The sequence below is a fragment of the Aureimonas sp. AU40 genome (assembly GCF_001463785.1).
In the GTDB taxonomy this organism is placed as follows: domain Bacteria; phylum Pseudomonadota; class Alphaproteobacteria; order Rhizobiales; family Rhizobiaceae; genus Aureimonas.
The window spans coordinates 75164-94390 of the sequence record NZ_BBWL01000001.1 but is presented as its reverse complement, the minus strand read 5'-3'; the positions used below and the strand labels follow the sequence as shown (position 1 = coordinate 94390).

16 protein-coding genes are annotated in these 19227 nt (G+C 67.5%); 11 read left to right on the top strand and 5 right to left on the bottom strand.

Annotation, left to right across the window (positions count from 1 at the left end; translation table 11 throughout):
- The first annotated feature begins 9 nt into the window (after positions 1-9).
- Entirely contained in the window at positions 10-168 is a 159-nt protein-coding gene (locus AUL32_RS24360) for a DUF3563 family protein (RefSeq protein WP_148639975.1), read from the top strand.
- Between the two features lie 266 nt (positions 169-434).
- Entirely contained in the window at positions 435-1484 is a 1050-nt protein-coding gene (locus AUL32_RS00440) for an LLM class flavin-dependent oxidoreductase (protein ID WP_062110946.1), read from the top strand.
- Positions 1485-1537: 53 nt separating this feature from the next.
- Here AUL32_RS00440 and AUL32_RS00435 read toward each other — a convergent pair whose 3' ends face one another.
- On the bottom strand, positions 1538-3217 hold the full coding sequence (locus tag AUL32_RS00435) for a methyl-accepting chemotaxis protein (RefSeq protein ID WP_306302881.1): 1680 nt from the start codon (positions 3215-3217) through the stop codon (positions 1538-1540).
- Positions 3218-3938: 721 nt separating this feature from the next.
- On the opposite strand from AUL32_RS00435, the gene AUL32_RS00430 reads away from it, so the two are divergent.
- Positions 3939-5198 carry an AGE family epimerase/isomerase gene (locus tag AUL32_RS00430; protein ID WP_062110944.1) on the top strand — a complete coding sequence of 420 codons (1260 nt, stop codon included), beginning with the start codon at positions 3939-3941 and terminating at the stop codon, positions 5196-5198.
- 47 nt (positions 5199-5245) lie between these two features.
- On the opposite strand, the gene AUL32_RS00425 is transcribed toward AUL32_RS00430, so the two are convergent.
- Complete coding sequence (locus AUL32_RS00425) at positions 5246-6013, bottom strand: SDR family oxidoreductase (protein ID WP_062110943.1); 768 nt, start codon at positions 6011-6013, stop codon at positions 5246-5248.
- 210 nt (positions 6014-6223) lie between these two features.
- Between AUL32_RS00425 and AUL32_RS00420 the strand changes: the two genes are divergently transcribed.
- The 6 genes from AUL32_RS00420 (at position 6224) to AUL32_RS00395 (ending at position 14850) form a co-directional block, all read left to right on the top strand.
- Positions 6224-7384 (top strand): fumarylacetoacetate hydrolase family protein, encoded by a 1161-nt coding sequence (locus tag AUL32_RS00420; protein WP_062110942.1) that lies wholly within the window; start codon positions 6224-6226, stop codon positions 7382-7384.
- Between the two features lie 144 nt (positions 7385-7528).
- On the top strand, positions 7529-10171 hold the full coding sequence (locus tag AUL32_RS00415; RefSeq protein ID WP_062110941.1) for a response regulator: 2643 nt from the start codon (positions 7529-7531) through the stop codon (positions 10169-10171).
- A 142-nt stretch (positions 10172-10313) separates the two neighbouring features.
- The gene (gene argB / locus AUL32_RS00410) at positions 10314-11198 is read left to right on the top strand and encodes an acetylglutamate kinase (protein ID WP_061973981.1); all 885 of its coding nucleotides are present in this window, start codon (positions 10314-10316) and stop codon (positions 11196-11198) included.
- Between the two features lie 204 nt (positions 11199-11402).
- The gene (locus tag AUL32_RS00405) at positions 11403-12698 is read left to right on the top strand and encodes an MFS transporter (protein ID WP_062110940.1); all 1296 of its coding nucleotides are present in this window, start codon (positions 11403-11405) and stop codon (positions 12696-12698) included.
- A 165-nt stretch (positions 12699-12863) separates the two neighbouring features.
- Positions 12864-14060, top strand: coding sequence for an OprO/OprP family phosphate-selective porin (locus tag AUL32_RS00400; RefSeq protein ID WP_062110939.1), 1197 nt, complete (start codon positions 12864-12866; stop codon positions 14058-14060).
- Between the two features lie 64 nt (positions 14061-14124).
- Positions 14125-14850 (top strand): pyrimidine 5'-nucleotidase, encoded by a 726-nt coding sequence (locus AUL32_RS00395; protein ID WP_062110938.1) that lies wholly within the window; start codon positions 14125-14127, stop codon positions 14848-14850.
- Between the two features lie 60 nt (positions 14851-14910).
- On the opposite strand, the gene AUL32_RS00390 is transcribed toward AUL32_RS00395, so the two are convergent.
- Positions 14911-15216 carry a hypothetical protein gene (locus AUL32_RS00390; protein ID WP_062110937.1) on the bottom strand — a complete coding sequence of 102 codons (306 nt, stop codon included), beginning with the start codon at positions 15214-15216 and terminating at the stop codon, positions 14911-14913.
- A 73-nt stretch (positions 15217-15289) separates the two neighbouring features.
- Entirely contained in the window at positions 15290-16162 is an 873-nt protein-coding gene (locus tag AUL32_RS00385) for an LOG family protein (RefSeq protein WP_156421265.1), read from the bottom strand.
- Between the two features lie 93 nt (positions 16163-16255).
- On the opposite strand from AUL32_RS00385, the gene dapD reads away from it, so the two are divergent.
- Together dapD and AUL32_RS00375 are read left to right on the top strand one after the other, a co-directional pair.
- Complete coding sequence (gene dapD, locus AUL32_RS00380) at positions 16256-17104, top strand: 2,3,4,5-tetrahydropyridine-2,6-dicarboxylate N-succinyltransferase (protein ID WP_061973970.1); 849 nt, start codon at positions 16256-16258, stop codon at positions 17102-17104.
- 98 nt (positions 17105-17202) lie between these two features.
- Positions 17203-17679 carry a DUF805 domain-containing protein gene (locus AUL32_RS00375; RefSeq protein ID WP_062110936.1) on the top strand — a complete coding sequence of 159 codons (477 nt, stop codon included), beginning with the start codon at positions 17203-17205 and terminating at the stop codon, positions 17677-17679.
- Positions 17680-17759: 80 nt separating this feature from the next.
- Here the strand turns inward: AUL32_RS00375 and AUL32_RS00370 are convergent, their stop codons facing one another.
- Positions 17760-19049, bottom strand: a complete 1290-nt coding sequence (locus AUL32_RS00370) for a lytic transglycosylase domain-containing protein (RefSeq protein WP_156421264.1) — start codon at positions 19047-19049, stop codon at positions 17760-17762.
- Positions 19050-19227 lie beyond the last annotated feature (178 nt).

Below are 19227 nucleotides of genomic sequence, written 5' to 3'. Positions count from 1 at the left end.
ATCACTGCCATGAAGTTCACCACACGCCTGCGCGAAGCTCTTCGCCCCATCCGCGACAGCGAGCGCGAGGCTGCCTATCTCAACGAAGCCACCTCTCTGGTCGATCTCGAAAGCCGTCAGCGCGAAATCGATCGCGGTCGCTACAACCGCAACCGCAGCGCCTTCTGATCCTGACGCGACCAACCCGCCGCGCCCGTTTCGCGGCGGCCGGGTGACGGTGCATTCACCCTTCCCTGCTCGACAGCCGAGACCGGAGCCCGCATAGACTGGCTCCGCTCGGGCCGAGGCCGATAGGCCGGTCCGAGCCTGTCGACGACGCTGCCACGCGAGACACCGGCCGACCCTTGCACCTTTGCTAAGGATCGCGCGCCGAGCCTTCAGCCCAGCAGATGTTGCGATAGCTCCCCTTGCGGTCTGGTTCGCGGAGCTTTCCCATGACCTCTTCCATCGACTTCGGGTCCCTCGAATTCGGGCTCGATACGTTCGGCGACGTGACGCGCGGCCCGGACGGCGCGCTGTGCCCCCATGCCGCCGTCCTGCGCGAGGTGGTGGAACAGGGCGTGCTGGCCGATAGCGTGGGCGTCGATTTCTTCGGCGTCGGCGAGCATCACCGCGTCGATTTCGCCGTGTCAGCGCCGGACGTGGTCCTGGCCGCCATCGCCGCGCGCACGACGCGCATCCGCCTGGGCTCAGCGGTCACGGTGCTGAGCTCCGACGATCCGATCCGCGTGTTCCAGCGCTTCGCTACGCTCGACGGGCTTTCGGGCGGCCGGGCCGAGGTGATCCTAGGGCGCGGCTCCTTCACGGAATCCTTCCCCTTGTTCGGCTTCGACCTCCGGCAATATGAGACGCTGTTCGAGGAGAAGCTGGATCTGTTCGCGGCGCTGCGCGCCGGCGGGCCGGTGACATGGCAGGGCTCGATCCGCCCGCCGCTCACGCAGCAGAGCGTCTTTCCGCCACCCGAGAGCCAGCCGCTGCGCACCTGGATCGGCGTCGGCGGCAGTCCGGAATCGGTGGTGCGCGCGGCGCGCTACGACATGCCCATGCTGCTCGCCATCATCGGCGGCGATCCCTCGCGCTTCCGCCCCTATGTTGATCTGTCCGCCCGGGCCGCGGCCGAGTTCAACCGTCCGGTGCAGCCGATCGGCGTCCATTCGCCGGGCTTCGTCGGAGAAACCGACGAGGCGGCGCGCGAGACCTTCTGGCCCGACTACAAGCGGATGCACGATCAGATCGGCTCCGAGCGCGGCTGGCCGCCTCTGGAAAAGACGAGCTTCGAGCGCGAGATCGAGCGCGGCTCGCTTTATGTCGGCTCGCCGGAAACCGTCGCCGCCAAGATCGCCCGAACGGTCAAGACGCTCGGCCTGTCGCGCTTCCAGCTGAAATACAGCGCCGGCCCCCTGCCCCACGAGGCGCTGCTCCGCTGCATCGAACTCTATGGCACCCGCGTCATGCCCCTCGTGCGCGAGCATCTCCAAAGTTGAAACAAAAAAGGCCGGCTCTCGCGAGCCGGCCTTTTTATTCAAGTCATGGCCTCTCAGGCACTGAGCCGCTCGAAGCCGCCATCCTCCAGATCGAGATCGAAGCCGGATGGCGCATTCGAGCGAGGCGCCGGGGCGGGCTGCGGCTTGGCGGCGCGCGGACCGGGAGCCGGCTGGGCCTTGGCCGGCGCGGGCACGGCCTTCGCGGCGACCGGCGCAGCGCGGGCCGTCGGCGCAGCGGAGCGGATTTCGCCGAGCTTGAAGAACGAGGCCCGCTCGGCCAGGCGCCGTGCCTCGCCGGAAAGCTGTTCGGAGGTCGCCGCCATCTGCGTCGCCGCGCTGGCGGTGGACTGCGTGACCTGATCGAGCTGCGTGATCGCCTGGTTGATCTGCTCGGCGCCGATCGACTGCTCGCGGCAAGCGGCCGAAATTTCCAGGACGAGCTCGGCCGTGCGCTGGATATCGGGCAGCAGCGCGGCGAGCTTCACCTGCGCGCCTTCGGCGACCACCAGCGTGGACGTGGACAAGGTGCCGATCTCGGCGGCGGCGATCTGGCTGCGCTCGGCAAGTTTGCGGACCTCGGAGGCCACCACGGCAAAGCCCTTGCCATGCTGCCCGGCGCGCGCGGCCTCGATCGCCGCGTTGAGCGCAAGCAAGTCTGTCTGGCGCGCGATCTCCTGCACCACGGCGATCTTCTCGGCGATGCTGCGCATCGCCTCGGTGGACTGAACCACGGCCGCGCCGCTTTCGGCGGCATGGCGCGCCGCCTGGGCCGCGATCTTCTCCGTGGTGGCGGCGTTGTCGGCGGTCTGGCGGATGTTGGCCGTCATCTGCTCCACGGCGGCGGACGATTCCTCGCTGGCCGCCGCCTGCTCGGTGGAGCCGGAGGAAAGGGACTCGGCCGTCGCCGCCGACTGGCCGGAGCCCGTGGCCACCATGGCGGCCGAACTCGACACCTCGCCCACGATCTCGCGCAGCTTGGCGTTCATCGCCGTCATGGCGCGCTGGAGATCGCCGATCTCGTCCGAGCCCTTGGGCTCGATCCGCTGCGACAGATCGCCTCGGCCGATCGCCTCGGCCACCGCGACCGAACCGGACAGGCGACGCGTGATGTTGCGCGTGACGAGAAAGCCGCCGATCGCCATCAGAAGCGCCATGCCAGCCAGCCAGCAGGCCGCCTCGATCATGCGCTGGCGCAGAACGACCTGGATGTCGTCGACATAGACGCCCGTGGCGACGACCCAGTCCCACGGCTTGAAATAGGCGGAATAGGCGTATTTCGGCACGTCTTCGGTGCCGCCGAGCCGCTTGGTGGAGTAGCTGGTGTAGCCGCCGCCTTCCATGCCGCGCCGGATCATCTCTTGGTTGAGGTACACGCCGTTCCCGTCGCGCCGCTCCCAGCCGCTTTCGCCTTCCTGCTCGGCCTTGGGATAGATCGTGCGGATGCCCTTGGAGTCGAAGCTGACGAGATAATTGTCGCCGCCGAAGCGGATGGGCCGCAGGACGTCGCGCGCCGTCTTCTGCGCTTCCTCGACGGTCAACTCGCCGGCATCCACGCGGGCCTGAAGCGAGGCCATGGTCGAGAGCGAGGCGTCGATCTGCGCCTTGAGAAGGTCGGCCCGATCGGCCCAGAGCTGATCGCGCAAGGTCCAGAGCTGAACACCTGCATAGCCGATGGCGATGGCGATCGCGAAGGCCATGAGCAGGAAAAGCTTCCTGCCAACCGTCATACGCATATCTCGATACTCCTGTGACGCGTTGTGTGCCCTCGAAATGCAAGGCCAGGAGTCGCCGAAACGGGTTAAGGAAAGGCCAGCGGGAAACATTCATTTCGCAGCTGCGAAATGTTGAGGTTAGGATTTCCCAAACTCACCCTGTGTCCGTCGCCGCCGGCTCGAGACTCTGAGGCCCGCTTCGAGCCGGACTTCTCTGCGGTACGCGGGAAAAACGTCAGGGCAGGAACAGCGCCAGCCCCACCCAACCTGCCGCCAGAAGCATGGCCAAGGCCGTGCCATGGACGAAGATCGTCACCAAGGTCTCGATCCGCATAAACCCCTCCCCGCACGCGATCGCCGGCGCTTGCGCGATACTGAGACGCCGGTCCAAGCCGACGATAGCGAAGGTCGGTGCGCGAGGTGTTTCCAGGGGCGGGGAAATCCGCTTCATCCACGGAAAAAGAAAAAGCCCACTCGGGGGAGGACCGAGTGGGCTAAGAATGCAAGGTATCTGGGAGGAAACAATGCAACGCCACATAACCATGTTGCGATGCAATTGAGCAAGCCCAGTTTCGCATGGCTGCCATGCAATACCTTCTATTCCTGCATGGATCGGAACGCGCCGGATCGGCAAAACGACAGTCTGCCAAACGTCGCTCTGGCCTTCCGCACCGGGCTTCGCTAGCGGAGGGAAACGCAGGCGCTCAAGGGATGTGGGGCGCGAGAAGGGGGAGAGCGAGCGATGGCGAACAATCACGATTCAGTGAAGCCTTGGGTGATGCGGGGGGCGCATCGGCAATGGCTCCTGCGCGAGGCGGACGACCTGTTCCGCTTTTTCGAGGCGGCGAGCCTCGGCCCCTCCGGCTCCATCGCGGTGCCCGACACCGACGGGCGACCGCTGGCCGGCGACGGCACCACCGAACTCCACACCACGACCCGCCTCGTGCACTGCTTCGCGCTGGCCAGCCTTCAGGGCCGGCCCGGCGCCGATGCCATCGTCGATCACGGCATGCGCGCCCTGTGGGAGCGCCATCGCGACGCCCAGCATGGCGGCTACAGCTGGAGCTTCGGCCCGTCCGGCTTCGTGGACGACAAGAAGCAGGCCTATGGCCATGCCTTCGTGCTGCTCGCCGCCTCCAGCGCGCTGCAGGCCGGCCATCCCGACGCCCGTCGGCTGCTCGCCGACGTGACGGAGATTCTCGACACGCGCTTCTGGGAAGAGGCGCACGGCGCCTCCGCCGAGGAGTTCACCCGCGACTGGCGGCCCTTCGACACCTATCGCGGCCAGAACTCCAACATGCACCTGACGGAGGCCCTGATGGCCGCCTTCGAGGCGACGGGCGAGCGGGTCTATCTGGAGAAGGCGCATCGCATCGCCGATCTCGTGGTCAATCGCCATGCCCGCGCCAACGGCTGGCATCTGCCGGAGCATTTCACGACGGACTGGCAGGTCGACCGCGCCTATGACGGCAACCCGATCTTCCGCCCCTTCGGCACGACGCCCGGCCATTGGCTGGAATGGGCGCGGCTTCTCGTGCAGCTATGGGAGCTGGAAGGGCGCGCGAGCGACTGGATGCTGGAAGCCGCTCGCTCCCTCTTCGCCCAGGCCGTGGCCGACGGGTGGGACGGCGAGCGCGGCGGCTTCTACTATACGCTCGGCTGGGACGGGCAGGCACGCATCGCGGACCGCTACTGGTGGCCGGCATGCGAGGGCATCGCGGCGGCGGCGGCCCTTCGCGGCGTGACGGGCGAGCCCTTCTACGAAGAATGGTATCGCCGCATCTGGGACTTCTCGGCGCTTTACCTGATCGACCGCCGCCATGGCGGCTGGCACCCGCAGCTCGGCCCCGACAACCGTCCCAAGCCGGAGCCCTTCGCCGGCAAGCCCGATCTCTACCATGCGCTCCAGGCCTGCCTTCTGCCCCTGCTGCCGACCGACATCGGCCTCGCCAAAGGACTTCGCGAAGGCCGGCTGGACGGAGACGAGAGCATCGCCTCCTGACTTGCCCCGCGCTCCCAGGGGAGGCGACGCCGCGCCTGGGAGCCGCGTCAAAGCGACGTGGTGATGCCCCCGTCGACATAGAGCGTGTGGCCGTTGACGAAGGAGGCGGCGTCGGAGGCAAGGAAGACCGCCGCGCCGACCAACTCCTCCACGCGGCCCCAGCGCCCGGCCGGCGTGCGCTTGGCGAGCCAAGCGCTGAACTCGGCGTCCTCCACCAGCGCCCGGTTCAGTTCCGTCTCGAAATAGCCGGGTGCGATGGCGTTGCATTGCAACCCGTGGCGCGCCCAGTCCGCCGCCATGCCGCGCGTCAGCTGGCGGATGGCGCCCTTGGTGGCGGTGTAGGGGGCGATGCCGGGCCGGGCGAGTTCGCTCTGCACCGAGGCGATGTTGATGATCTTGCCGCGCCCGCGAGCGATCATGCCCTGCGCCGCCGCGCGGGCCGACAGAAAGGCCGAGTCGACATTGACGCGGAACATCTCGCTCCAGCGCTCCACGGGAAACTCGTCCAGAGGCGCGCGGTGCTGCATTCCGGCGTTGTTGACGAGGATATCCAGCGCGCCGAAGCGCTGCTCCAACTCGGCAAAGCCCGCCTCCACGGCGGCGGGGTCCGACACGTCGAAGGCAAGCGTTTCCGCGTCGAAGCCGGCGGAGGCCAGACCGTCCCGCGCCTCGGCCAGCCGCGCCTCGTCCCGCCCGTTGAGCACGACACGCGCTCCGTGCTCGGCCAGACCTTGGGCGAGCGCGAGGCCGATCCCCTTGCTGGAGCCGGTGACGAGCGCCAGCCGCCCGGACAGGTCGAACAATCCAGACGTCATCGGCACGCTCTCCCAACATCTCCGCCCGCGCGGCTCTCAGCCGAGGGACGTAGCAGCGATCCCGGCGACGGGAAACCGGCGGGCGATGCCGCAGCGCAGCATGGCTTTCGCTTGCGCTCGGGCGCGATCCGTCGTTCCCCTGTTTCCCGCCGCTGGCCAAGCGATTCCGGGAGGGAGGCGCAACTGCGGCGCAGCAGACGAGAGTGATCGATGAGCCCTTCTTCTCCCCTGCCGGTAGATGCCGGCGACGCCCTTCTGGTCGGCCGCCTGTTCGACCCCGAGATCGGCGGCCCGGCCGTGGTCCACGTCAGGGGAGATCGGCTGGTGGACGTGTCCTCCGCCGCGCCAACCGTATCGCAGCTTCTGGAAGAGGCCGACCCGGCCGCCCGGCTGCGCGAGGCAGAGGGCGGCCGGTCCTGGGACCTCGCCGAGGTTCTGGCAGCGAGCGAATCCGGCGGCGATGGCCCCGTGCTGCTCGCCCCTTGCGATCTTCAGGCGGTGAAGGCCTGCGGCGTCACCTTCGCCCGCTCCATGGTAGAGCGCGTGATCGAGGAGCGCGCCAAGGGCGACTTCGCGCAGGCCAACGCCATTCGAGGCGAGATCGGCTCGGTGATCGGCGGCGCGCTGGCCGACGTGGTGCCGGGTTCGCCTAAATCCGCCGAGGTGAAGCGCATCCTGCAGGAGCGCGGATACTGGTCGCAATATCTCGAGGTCGGCATCGGGCCGGACGCCGAGGTCTTCACCAAGGCGCCGGTTCTCGCCAGCGTCGGCCATGGCGCGGAGGTCGGCATCCTGCCCTCCTCCGAATGGAACAATCCCGAGCCGGAGGTGGTGCTCGCGGTCAATTCTCTTGGGCAAATCCGAGGCGCGACGCTCGGCAACGACGTGAACCTTCGCGATGTCGAAGGGCGCTCGGCGCTGCTTCTGGGCAAGGCCAAGGACAACAACGCCTCCTGCTCCATCGGCCCCTTCATCCGCCTGTTCGACGCCGGCTTCACGCTGGACGACGTGCGCGCCGCCGAACTGACGCTGACCGTCGAGGGCGCGGGCGACGGATACCGCATGGAAGGCTTCTCCTCCATGCGCGAGATCAGCCGCGACCCGGCCGATCTCGTCGCCCAGGCGCTCGGCCCCCATCACCAGTATCCCGACGGGATGATGCTGTTTCTTGGAACATTGTTCGCCCCGGTGGAGGATCGCGACGCGCCCGGCAAGGGCTTCACGCACAAGCTGGGAGATCGTGTCAGCATCGGCTCGCCGCGCCTCGGCACGCTCACCAACACCGTGACCCACACCGACAAGGCGCCGCCCTGGCGCTTCGGCCTCGCGGCCCTGATGCGCAATCTCGCCGCGCGAGGCCTTCTCGCCTGACGGCCCGCGAGCAATGAAATCGGAGGGCGGGCAGATAGTTTGTCCGCTCTTGTGTCTTCAAACGGCTTGTGATCGTCACATTTTAACGCCATTCCAGATGGCCATTCGACTTGCCGTTGATCCCACATGAAGGAAGCCTCTTCCATGGCCGATCCCGTCACGAGCCGCGCCGTTCCCGTCGAGACGGAGACGCGACGCCTGCTGGAAGGGTTCGACTGGTCGACCACCTCGCTCGGCCCGCGCGAGAGTTGGCCCGAGCGGCTGACCATGGCCGTGGACACGGTGGTGGATTCGCCGGTGGCCAAGGTCCTCATGTGGGGGCCGGATCATGTGATGATCTACAACGATCCCTATATCGAGGTCGCCGGCGGCTACCATCCCCGCGCCTTCGGCGGGCGCGTGGCCGATGTCTGGCCTGAAATTTGGGACTGGAACAGGCGCGTCCTGGAGGCCGGCTTCCGGGGCGAGATCCAGTCCTACACCGATCAGGTCCTGCAGCTGCGCCGCCACGGCGAGCCGGAGGACGTGTATTTCGACCTGTTCTACACGCCCATCCGCAACCACGACGGCGGCATCGGCGGCGTGCTCTGCACGGTTCTGGAAAAGACGGACCGGGTCGTCGCCGAGCGCGAGACCTTCCGCTCCAACCAGCGCTTTCGCGCGGCGATGGACGCCATCCACGGCACGATCTGGACCAACAGCGCCGACGGGCGCATGGTCGGCGAACAGCCCGGCTGGGGTCGCCTGACCGGCCAGACCTATGCCGACTACCAGGGCTTCGGCTGGTCCAAGGCCGTGCATCCCGAAGACGTGCCGGCCTCAATCGCGGCCTGGCAGGAGGCGGTGGACAGCGGGCAGACCTTCGTCCACGAGCATCGCGTCCTCGTGGCGGGTGGCGACTATCGCCGCTTCGCCGTGCGCGCCGTGCCGACCTTCGACGAGAAGGGCACGCTGCGCGAATGGGTCGGCGTCCACACCGATGTCGAGGACGTGCGCGCCTACGAGGATTCGCTGCGCGAGCACGCCGAGATGCTGGAGCGGCAGGTGCGCCACCGCCAGCGCGCCGAGGAGCAGCTTCGCCAGTTGAACGAGACGCTGGAAAGCCGCGTGATCGAGGCGCTGGAGGAGCGCCGGCAGGCACAGGTGGCGCTAGCCCAGTCGCAGAAGCTGGAGACGATCGGCAAGCTCACCGGCGGCGTGGCGCACGACTTCAACAACCTGCTTCAGGTCGTGTCCGGCAATCTTCAGCTTCTCCTGCGCGATCTCACCGGCAACGAGCGGGCCGAACGGCGTATCGGCAACGCGCTGGCGGGCGTGGCGCGCGGCTCCAAGCTGGCGTCGCAGCTTCTCGCCTTCGGCCGCCGGCAGGCGCTGGAGCCCAAGGTCGTCAACGTGACCCGCTTCGTGCGCGGCATGGACGACATGCTGCGCCGGGCGCTGGGCGAAGGGATCGAGATCGAGACCGTGGTCGGCGGCGGCTTGTGGAACACGTTCATCGACCCGACGCAGATCGAGAACGCGCTCCTGAATCTGGCCATCAACGCGCGCGACGCGATGGAGGGCCAGGGCAAGCTGACGATCGAACTCGGCAACGCCTCGCTGGACGACACTTATGCCCGCACCCATGCCGAGGTGACGCCGGGCCAATATGTCATGCTGGCGGTGAGCGACACGGGCTGCGGCATGAGCGCCGACATCATCGAGAAGGTGTTCGAGCCCTTCTTCTCCACCAAGGCCGAGGGCAAGGGTTCCGGCCTCGGGCTTTCCATGGTCTACGGCTTCGTCAAGCAGTCCGGCGGCCACGTGAAGATCTATTCCGAAGTCGACCACGGCACTACGATCAAGCTCTATCTGCCCCGCGCTGAACAGGCCGAGGATGTCGAGGTCGCGGTCGACACCGGCCCGATCTCGGGCGGTACGGAAACCGTTCTCGTGGTGGAGGACGACGACGAGGTGCGCGCCACCGTGGTGGAGATGCTGACCGATCTCGGCTACCGCGTGCTGAAGGCCGTGGACGCGCAGTCGGCGCTGAACGTCGTGGAAAGCGGCATCCCGCTCGACATCCTGTTCACCGACGTCGTGATGCCCGGCAAGCTGAAGAGCCCGGAACTGGCCCGCAAGGCCAAGGAGCGCCTGCCCGATCTCGCGGTTCTATTCACCTCCGGCTACACCGAGAACTCCATCGTGCATGGCGGGCGGCTGGACTCGGGCGTCGAGCTTCTGTCCAAACCCTATACGCGGGAAGCGCTGGCGCGGAAGTTCCGCCACGTCCTGGCCAACCGCGCCCAGAAGAACCAGCGCCGGCCCGACATCGCCAGCCCCGCACTCGCCGGGGAGCCGCTCGTCCAGCGCACCTCCTCCCCCGGTGCCGTGTCCTCGCAAGGCCCGGCAGAGCAGCCCGGCCCGCGCCACTTCAAGCCCTGCACCGTGCTCTTCGTGGAGGACGACGCGCTGATCCGCATGAACACGGCCGACATGATGAAGGATCTCGGCCATGTCGTCGTGGAGGCGGGCAGCGCGGAGGACGCGCTCGTGGCCCTCGAAACCGCGCCGGTGGACGTGCTTGTGACGGACGTGAACCTGCCCGGCATGTCTGGGCCGGACCTCGCCCGGCGCGCGGTGGCCTCCCGCCCACGCATCGGCATCGTCTTCGCCACGGGCGACCGGCACGTGCCGGGGATCGAGAGCTTCGCCGCCAACACCGCGCTGCTCCTGAAGCCCTACGACATGAGCGATCTCGACAAGGCCATCGCCAAGGCCAGCGCGCAGAGCCGCGTCGAGGCCTGAGCCGCGCCTTGTTGGCGACCTTGGCCGGACGAAGCCCCGGCCGAGGTTTTTTGCAATGCGGCAACGCTCTGCCCTTTGTTCGGGCGCGGTCCTGAGCTAGGAAGCGGCCGAATGTCAGGCCCTTGCAGGCTAAGGAGTTGCCATGTCCGATCAGCCCCAGAACCAGGCCAGCGTCCTTGCCGAGGCGCTGCCCTACATGCAGGCCTACGAGAACAAGACGGTCGTGGTGAAATATGGCGGCCATGCCATGGGCGACGCCAAGCTCGGCCGCGCCTTCGCCCGCGACATCGCCCTGCTCAAGCAGTCCGGCATAAACCCCATCGTCGTGCATGGCGGCGGCCCGCAGATCGGCCGCATGCTCGAGAAGATGGGCATCGAATCGCGCTTCGAGCACGGGCTTCGCGTCACCGACCAGCGCACGGTCGAGATCGTCGAGATGGTTCTGGCCGGCTCCATCAACAAGGAGATCGTCGCGCTCATCAACGCCGAAGGCGAATGGGCGATCGGCCTGTGCGGCAAGGACGGCAACATGGTCTTCGCCGAGAAGGCCACGAAGACGGTCGTCGATCCCGATTCCAACATCGAGCGCGTTCTCGATCTCGGCTTCGTCGGCGAGCCGGTGGAGGTCGATCGCACGCTGCTCGACCTTCTCGCCCGTTCCGAGATGATCCCCGTGATCGCGCCGGTGGCGCCAGGCCGCGACGGCTCGACCTACAACATCAACGCCGACACATTCGCCGGAGCCATCGCCGGCGCGGTGAAGGCGGCGCGGCTCCTGTTCCTGACCGACGTGCCGGGCGTTCTCGACAAGAACGGCCAGCTCATCAAGGAACTCTCGGTCGGCGAGGCGCGCGCCCTGATCAAGGACGGCACGATCTCGGGCGGCATGATTCCCAAGGTCGAGACCTGCATCGAGGCGCTGGATCGCGGCGTCGAGGGCGTCGTGATCCTGAACGGCAAGGTTCTCCATGCCGTGCTGCTCGAACTCCTGACCGAGCACGGGGCCGGCACGCTTCTCGTGCCCTGACCCTCGTCCCTTCCCAGCTAGATAGAGATTTCGGCCGGATCGACCTCGCGTCGGTTCGGCCGTTCGTTTGTCGGGGGCAGAGCCGCCGCTCCGATGTTTTGCAAGTCTGGCTTGGTGTTTCGGCTTGCAAGCGGGGGTAACGTCAGTTACTCCCGCAACGCGTACCCTGCGTTACGCTTCCTGGTCCCACTGAAAGCCCGTGCCTTGTCCGCCGTTCCCGCTTCCCCTTCCGAGGCCGCGCCCGCCAATTCGCGCGCGCGCGTCCTGTTCGCCAGCCTCATCGGCACCACGATCGAATTCTTCGATTTCTACATCTACGCGACGGCGGCGGTTCTCGTATTTCCCAAGCTCTTCTTCCCGGGGTCCGACGCGACCTCCGCGACGCTGCAGAGCTTCGCCACCTTCGCCATCGCCTTCTTCGCCCGCCCCATCGGCGCGGCGATCTTCGGCCATTTCGGGGATCGGGTCGGGCGCAAGGCGACGCTCGTCGCCGCGCTCATGACCATGGGCCTGTCCACTGTGGCGATCGGCCTGCTTCCGACCTATGCCTCCGCCGGCGTCCTCGCGCCGCTGCTTCTGGCGCTCTGCCGCCTCGGCCAGGGCCTCGGGCTCGGCGGCGAATGGGGCGGCGCGGTGCTGCTCGCCACCGAGAACGCCCCTCCCGGCAAGCGCGCCTGGTACGGCATGTTCCCGCAGCTCGGCGCGCCGATCGGCTTCATCTGCGCCACGGGCTCGTTCCTGATCCTGTCGGACGTGTTGACCGACGAGCAGTTCTTCCAGTTCGGCTGGCGCATTCCCTTCATCGCCTCGGCGCTTCTGGTCTTCGTCGGCCTCTGGGTTCGCCTGAAGATCCACGAGACGCCGGCCTTCCAGAAGGCGGTGGAGCGGCACGAGCGCGTCAAGGTTCCGCTGCTCTCGGTCTTCGCCGAGCACAAGGGCCGGCTTCTGGCCGGCACCTTCGCCGCGCTCGCCACCTTCGTCCTGTTCTACCTGATGACGACCTTCGTCCTGTCCTGGGGCACGTCGGCGCTCGGCTACAGCCGCTCCAGCTTCCTGCCGATCCAGATGCTCGGCGTCGTCTTCTTCGGCCTCGCCATCCCCGTCTCGGCGGTGATGGCGGACAGGATCGGCTCGCGCACGACCCTGCTCCTCGCGACGCTCGGCATCGGCCTGTTCGGCTTCCTGTTCCACCCGCTCTTCGGCGCGGGGACGGTGGGCAGCGTCATCGCCTTCCAGATCGTGGGCTTCGCGCTGATGGGCATGACCTACGGCCCGCTCGGCACGGCGCTGTCGGATCTCTTCCCGACGGCGGTGCGCTACACCGGCGCTTCGCTGACCTTCAATTTCGGCGGCATCGTCGGCGCCTCGCTGGCCCCCTATCTCGCGACGCGCCTTGCCACCGACCACGGCCTCGCGGCTGTCGGCTACTACCTTTCGGCTGCAGCCGTCATCACGGCGATCGCGCTCATGGCGACGCCGCGCCGGGGCGAGTTCGCCTGAGCCGAACCGTTCTCCCAACCGCATCCAAGGCCCGGCGCTCCCAAGGCGCCGGGCCTTTTCGTTCGGGCGCGCTCGCCGGCTTTGCCGCCGCCCTGTGGCCTGGCGGCACTGGCATGTGACGCGTCCCGCTGCCACGAGTTTTCTTCCATGCGAAGGAAGACGATCATGTCGCGCGCTGCCCTGGTTCTCGCCTGCCTGGCCCTCCCCCTTCCGCCGATTGTCGCCACCGCCTCTGCCGGGGAGCGCGGCGAGGCCTCGCTGGCCGAGCGCCTGGAAACCGCACCCGAGATCGGCACACAGGATCGCTACCTCCGCCTGTCGCCCTACGTGCAGTTCGACGGCGGCTGGGCCTCCTCCTCGCCGGACGATCTCGTCGCTCCGGAAGACCGGCGCAATGGCGAGGTCCGGCGCGGGCGTCTCTATGCCGACTTCGCCTATGACGATTTCGGCGGCCGGCTGACGCTCGACTTCGCCAATTGGGAAGAGGAAGCCGTCACCTACGCCTATCTCAACTACAAGATTTCCGAGGCCCTGACCGTTCAGGCCGGCTATCAGGACGTGCCCTTCTCGCTGCAGAACATCATGGGCAGCCGCTCGGCGACCTTCGCTGAGGACGGGCTGAACTCGACACTGCAACTGGCCGACGCGGTGGGCGTCGTGGCGCTGATGGGCGGCGATCGCTGGAGCTTTCAGGCCGGCGTGTTCGGCGGCGACATCAACGCCCAACCCTTCGACGACGGCGTGACGCTCGGCGCCCGCGCCACCTATGCGCCCTGGATGGAGGGCGAGGACGCCGTGCATCTCGGCCTTGGCCTTGCCGGCGGCTTCGACCGGCAGGAGCCGCTTTCCTTCTCTGGCGGCACCGGCACCGATCTCGTCGCCGCCTCGCCCATCTCTACCGGTGACTTCGCGGGCTCGGCCAAGCTCCTGTCGGCGAACGCGGAACTGGCCGCGACGCTCGGCCGCTTCACGCTCCAGAGCGAATACACGGTGAGCCGCGTCGAGGCGCGCGACGGCGGCGAAGCGACCCTTCATGGCGGCTATCTCTCCGCGCTCCTGTTCCTGACCGACGACCACCGGGTCTACGAGGCGAAGGAAGGCCAGTTCGAGCGGGTGAAGCCGGCCCATTCCGTGTCGAAGGGCGGCATTGGCGCCTTCGAGATCGGCGCGCGGCTGGACGGGCTGGACCTGACCGACGCCGAGGACGGGGGCGCCGAGATCGCCGGCACCGCGATCCTCAACTGGTATCCGACCGACGTGCTGCGCTTCACCGCGAGCCACACCTATACCGAGGTGACCGCCGGCCCGGACGAAGGCGACAGGGTCAACGCGACGCTGCTGCGCGCCACGATCGTCTATTGAACCTGAGGGTGCATGCGCTCTTGCGCAGGATTGACGCCGCAGCGCCGGCATGCGGAAAGAAGCGATGAACGAGCAAACCACGATCCTCCGCACCGCCGACGCCACGCCGCAGGACTTTTCCCATGTGCACACATGGGTCTTCGACCTCGACAACACGCTCTACCCCCGCCGCACCGATCTGTTTCGCCAGATCGACGAACGGATGACGAGCTTCGTGGGCGAGCTTCTGGGCGTCGCCCCGGACGAGGCGAAGGACGTGCAGAAGCGCTACTACCGCGAATACGGCACGACGCTGCGCGGGCTGATGTCGGTTCACGACATCGATCCCGACGCCTTTCTGCGTTATGTCCACAATATCGACTATTCCTGGTTGTCGCCGGACCCCGAGCTCGGCGCCGAGATCGCCGCGCTGCCGGGCCGCAAGTTCATCTTCACCAATGGCGACCGGGGCCATGCCGAGCGCACGGCGCGCCAGCTCGGCATCTTCGAGCATTTCGAGGACGTGTTCGACATCGTGGCCGCAGGTCTCGTTCCCAAGCCCGCCGCCGCGACCTACGACAAGTTCATGGCGCTGCACCGGGTGGACACGGCCCATGCCGCCATGTTCGAGGATCTCGCCCGCAATCTGGAAGTGCCGAAGGCGCTGGGCATGCGCACCGTGCTGATCGTGCCGGAGAATTTCGAGACCGCGATCGGTGATGCCTGGGAGCACGAAGGGCGCGAGGGCGAGCATATCGATTTCGTCACCGACAATCTGACGACCTTCCTGCGTTCGATCCGCACGGCTTAGCACCGAATACAGAAACGGCCGGAGCACCTGCCCCGGCCGTTTTCATGGAATCGAATGGCGCTACGAGCCGAGAACGGACCGGTCCGGGCGCACGAGCGAGGCCGCGCCGTCGGTCGCGCGGTCTTCCATCATATTGGCCTCGGCTTGGCCCTCGCCGGCGCGCTTGTTGGAATTGAAGATCGCGTCCATCTGCTCGTTGGCATAAACGGCTTGGCCGGCCTTGGACGCCTCGCGCGCCGCCCGGCTTTCCGGGTCGAGATCGGTCGGCGACGCCTTGCCCCCTGTCTCGTCCTCCGCCAGCGTCTCGGATACGTCCTGGCCCTGCTGCCGCCGCATCATGGCGGAATCCGTGTCGAGATCGCCCATGGCACATCTCCTCCCCAGTTGTGATTGGCTTGGGGCTGAAACGGACGGCGCGAAGGCGAGTTCCGCTCGCGGCTCAGAACTCGTAGGCGCGGCGAATGATCTCCCAACCCTCTTCGGCCGTGTCCACGAAGTTGAGGAGGCCGAGATCGTCCGGCGCGATGGTGCCTTCCTCGGCCAGGAAATCGAAATCCACGACGCGGTGCCAGAACTCCTTGCCGAACAGGACGACCGGAATGCGCGACATGCGCCGCGTCTGGATCAGCGTAAGCGCCTCGAACAGCTCGTCCAAGGTCCCGAAGCCGCCGGGGAAGATCGCCATGGCCTTGGCCCGCAGGAGGAAGTGCATCTTGCGGATCGCGAAATAATGGAAGTTGAAGCAGAGCTCGGGCGTCGCATAGGGATTGGGCGCCTGCTCGTGCGGCAGCGTGATGTTGAGGGCGATCGACACCGCGCCGACATCGGCCGCGCCGCGATTGCCCGCTTCCATGACGCCCGGCCCACCGCCGGTGACGATCACGAATTCCTTGCCGCCGGAGGAATTGGCCGAATGCTGCGAGGCGAGCTGCGCGAAGCGCCGCGCCTCCTCGTAATAATGGCTGTTGGCGCGCAGGCGCTCGGCCTGCCCCTCGTTGCGCGCCGCCCAGGGCTCGTGACCCGGCTTGGGGATGCGCGCGCCGCCGAACAGAACGACCGTCGACAGGATGCCGGCCTCCGCCAGCGCCATGTCCGGCTTCATCAGCTCCAGCTGCAGCCGCACGCCGCGCATAGGCTCGGAGGCGAGGAAGTCGGGGTCGTCATAGGCCAGCCGATAGGTCGGTGAAAGCGTCTGGGGCGTGCGGGGCTTGGCCGTCTGGCGCGCCCGGTCCTCGCCGGAACTCGGAAAAGGCGTGAAGGCCTCTTCGCCCTCGCCGCCGGAGAGAAGGTCCTTGTCGGTCTCAGCCACCACGCGCACCGCTCCTTCGCGTTGATTGTCCCAGAGGCTTCCCCTAGAGGAAGCGTCATGCCCCAAGCTTTCAGGCCGTCGCAAGAGGACACCGGGATGACCGACCACGCAGCGCTCGAACAGATCGTCGAAACCGCCTTCGACAACCGGGACTCCATCAACGCACAGACGGGCGGGGAGGTCCGCGAGGCCGTCGATCAGGCCCTCGACGGGCTTGACCGCGGCGCGCTGAAGGTCGCGACGCGCTCGGCCGACGGCAGCTGGACCGTGCATCAGTGGCTGAAGAAGGCAGTGCTCCTGTCGTTCCGCCTCAACGACATGGAACTCGTCTCGAACGGCCCTGGCGAGGCCAAGTGGTGGGACAAGGTGCCCTCGAAGTTCGACGGCTGGGGCGAGAACCGTTTTCGCGAGGCGGGCTTCCGCGCCGTGCCGGGCGCCATCGTGCGCCGCTCGGCCCATATCGGCCGCAACGCCATCCTGATGCCGAGCTTCGTCAATCTCGGCGCCTCGGTCGGCGAGGGCACGATGGTGGACACCTGGGCGACCGTCGGCTCCTGCGCGCAGATCGGCGCGCATGTGCATCTTTCGGGGGGCGTCGGCATCGGCGGCGTTCTGGAGCCGCTGCAAGCCGGGCCGACCATCATCGAGGACAATTGCTTCATCGGCGCCCGCTCGGAAGTCGTGGAAGGCTGCATCGTGCGCGAGGGCTCGGTGCTCGGCATGGGCGTCTTCATCGGCCAGTCCACCAAGATCGTGGACCGCGAGACCGGCGCGATCACCTATGGCGAAGTGCCGCCCTATTCCGTCGTGGTCGCCGGCTCGCTGCCCGGCAAGCCGATGGGCAATGGCGAACCCGGCCCGGCGCTCTACTGCGCCGTAATTGTCAAGCGCGTGGACGAGCGCACCCGCTCCAAGACTTCGATCAACGACCTGCTTCGCGCCTGACAGCCGCGTGGTGGCGGTCGGCATGCTTGACCGCCACCCTTCCCTCCGTATGACGCAGCGTTAGGTTTTCCGCACAACCCAGCGGAGAGCCTGCCGTCATGCGGACACGCGATCTTTTCTTTTCCTTTAAGGGCAGGACTTCGCGGGGCCAGTGGTGGCTCGGCTGCTGCGGATTGCTGGTCGGCAGCGTCGTCGCCGTTATCGCACTGGCTATTCTGCTGCTTTATGTCGTGCCGATCGGCGAGATCCGGGCCGACATCGTTCAAAAGGCGGACGGCAGCTTCAGCGAGCGCCGCAGTTCGCTGGCCTACAATATCGCCATCGGTCTGGTTGCGATCGGCGCCGCGCTGATGTTTCTCGCCCTGTCGATCAAGCGGCTTCGCGATGCCGATGTGTCCGGGGCTGTTCTGATCCTGATGTTCATCCCCATCCTCTTCGGGATCGGCCTTCCCTTTGCGGTCGATCCGCCGGGCGCGGCGATGCTTCCGACGCTGGCGATCGGGCTGCTCTGTTATATCCCGCTCTGGAGCATTCTGGGCTTTAAAGGCGGACGGGAGCCCCGAGAACGAGCCTGACGACACAGGACTGGCCTGTTTGCAGCCATAAAAAAAGCCGGGTCAGCCCCGGCTTTTTTTGCGTGAAGGTCGATGGCGGATCAGTTGTAGCCAAGGCCACCGTTGCTGGCGGGCACGGACGAGGCTGCCGGCGTGGAGGCGTCGAAGGCGCCGCCGAAACGGTCGCGGTCGATCTCGGGCTGCGAGCGGTGGACGACGCGGCCGCCGACGGGCACGCCCGCCTCGTTGCGCGAGGGGCCGATCAGCGGGGCGATGCGGTTTTCGGCAAGGCGAATGATCGGGCGCGGCGCGGGAACCGGCGCGGCGATCGCTGCGACGGCGCCGTTGGCCGGCGCGCTCGCGGCAGGCGCCAGGGCCGCGGCGGCGCTCGCCACCTCGGTGGCCTCGGCGGAATGGGCGGCGGCGGTCAGCGCGGCGGGCGCCTCGGCCTTGGCGGCATGCGTCTTGAGTGTCTCAGCCTGCCCACGCGCTTCGGCCGGCTTGGCGGCGACGGTGCGGGCCACGATGCCCTTGCGGACCGTCGGCTCCACGGCGGCGACGAGCGTCGCGGTATCGGACATGGCCGGCGTCTTGCGCGAGCGGATCTCGGCCATGTGACGCTTGACGTTGGAGCAGTAGACGCTGGCGGATTTCGACATCACCGTGGTGCGGTGGCCGCCCTTGTACTTCATGGCCGTCTGGCAGACGTCGCCATTGCCTTCCTCGTAGGCGCCCTTGAGATAGCGCATGCCGTAGCGAAGGTTGGTCTCGGGATCGAGCAGCGCCTCGGCCGGGCCGGAGAAGCCGAGACCCCGGGCCGTCGCCGGCTTGATCTGCGACAGGCCGTAGACGCCGGCGCCCCTGGCGCGCGGATTGTAGTGGCTCTCGACGCGCACCACGGCATAGGCCAGCTCGCGCGGAATGGCGTTCTCGTCGGCGGCGGCGGCGATCATCCGGTCGATCTTGGGATCGCCCGTGATCGAATCCTTGGCGGCCTGCGCGACGTTCTGGATCGTGGCGGCGGACACGGAGGCGACGGCGACGGCGCCCGCGCCAACACGGGCCGCGCCGGCCACGACGCTGTTCTTGGCGGCGACGGCGGTGCCATAGGCCCGGCTGCCGAGGGACGGCGCGGCGGGCGCCGGCTGCGCTTGCGCCACCTTGGTGGCGACCACGCGCCCGCCCTTGGAGTCCGCGGCGGCCGTCTTGGCATCGGGCTTGGTGGAGGGGGCGACGATCCGGGTCGGGCCCTTATCGTTGCCCGCCACTTCCACGACGCCCGTCCGGGCCGCCGTCTTGGTGGGGGAAATGTCGGCTGTGCCGCTGAGCTTGTCGCCATCGGACACGCAGGCCGAAAGCATCAAAGGTGCGAGGAGGGCCAGGCTGGCCACCGAAACCATACGGCCGGAACGCGAAGGCGCGGTCCGGGCTCCATCGGCCCGTTGATGCGTCATGCAGGAACCCCCAAAGCTGTTTCGCTCGGTTCGCATTCAGGCCCAAACCCGGCCGAAACGTGGCAGGCCTGGATCGAAGGTTACGAACCGTTCACGAAGGTTACCGCAACGTGAC